We start from the raw sequence: 1091 nt of genomic DNA, 5'->3' as shown, positions 1-1091 counted from the left end.
CAGCAGAACAAGCGAACATGGTTCAGCAACTTTCTTCTGGCGTTTTCGCAAGCTCTCCTGTAGACGTTAGCAAGCTGGCAACAGATCCAACAGAGCAGCTAAAACTGGTAGGCTCGAAACTGTACTTAAACGACGGTACACAATTGGATAGCGAGCGAGTTATTACTCGTTACTCTCCTGTTCCTGAGGTTAAGTCTTTAGAAAATGTCGAGTTCTTACTGTTTACTCCTCAAAATGGTGTAGCAAAAGACGTGGTGATCTACCAACACGGTATCACCTCAGCGAAAGAAAACGCGTATGCATTTGCTTTTAATATGGTGCAGGCTGGCGTAGCTGTTATCGCTATCGATCTTCCAATCCACGGCACACGTAGCCTAGACGAACAACGATCGGCAAATGCGAACGTTCTTGCTTACTTGAACCTGTCTAACCTTGCTGTAGCGCGTGATAACCTTCGTCAAAGCGTGCTGGATGTATTGGGCTTACGTGCTAGTTTAGTAGTATCAGCGCAAGGCGGTCTATTGGCTGGCGGCCCTCTTCAAGGTTTTAACCCAATGACGGGCTCTCAAGTAAAAATGCTGGGTCACTCACTAGGCGGTATTGTTGGTACGTCTGCGGTTGCTGCTGCAAACAACACACTAGGCAGCCCTACTGCTGATGCACTGTATACATTTAGCGCGGCCTCTATTCAGAACTCTGGTGGTCAAATCGGTAATCTATTGTTGGGTTCTTCAGACTTTGGTCCACAAATCAAGCACAACCTTGCTTATGCAGCATCAACGGATTACAAGTCTTACGCTGACGCGCAGTGTGCTCAGTTAGATGACAAAGCATGTTACGAGGTCTTTGAAGGTTTAGCGACACCGGAACAGCTTGCAGCTCTGAGTGCTGGTTTCTCACAGTTCATCTACGCAGCGCAAACCACGCTTGATACTGTAGATCCATTTACTAATGCCGCAGACCTAGTTGCTTCAGGCACTCTAACTACACCATTCTTGATGACAGAAGTTGAAGGTGATAAGACGGTACCGAATAACGTTGCGAACGCTCCATTTGCAGGTACAGAGCCGTTAGCCAAGAAATTGGGCTTA

At 47.2% G+C, this 1091-nt stretch carries 1 protein-coding gene; it reads left to right on the top strand.

The features are described 5' to 3' along the window. The coding region (locus R7F07_RS25350; protein WP_411976924.1) for a VolA/Pla-1 family phospholipase at window positions 1-1091 on the top strand (1091 nt) is incomplete at both ends.

Source organism: Vibrio sp. YT-16, from assembly GCF_033337405.1.
In the GTDB taxonomy this organism is placed as follows: domain Bacteria; phylum Pseudomonadota; class Gammaproteobacteria; order Enterobacterales; family Vibrionaceae; genus Vibrio; species Vibrio alginolyticus.
The sequence above is the reverse complement of the archived record's forward strand: the minus strand, read 5'-3'. Positions and strand labels throughout refer to the sequence as shown.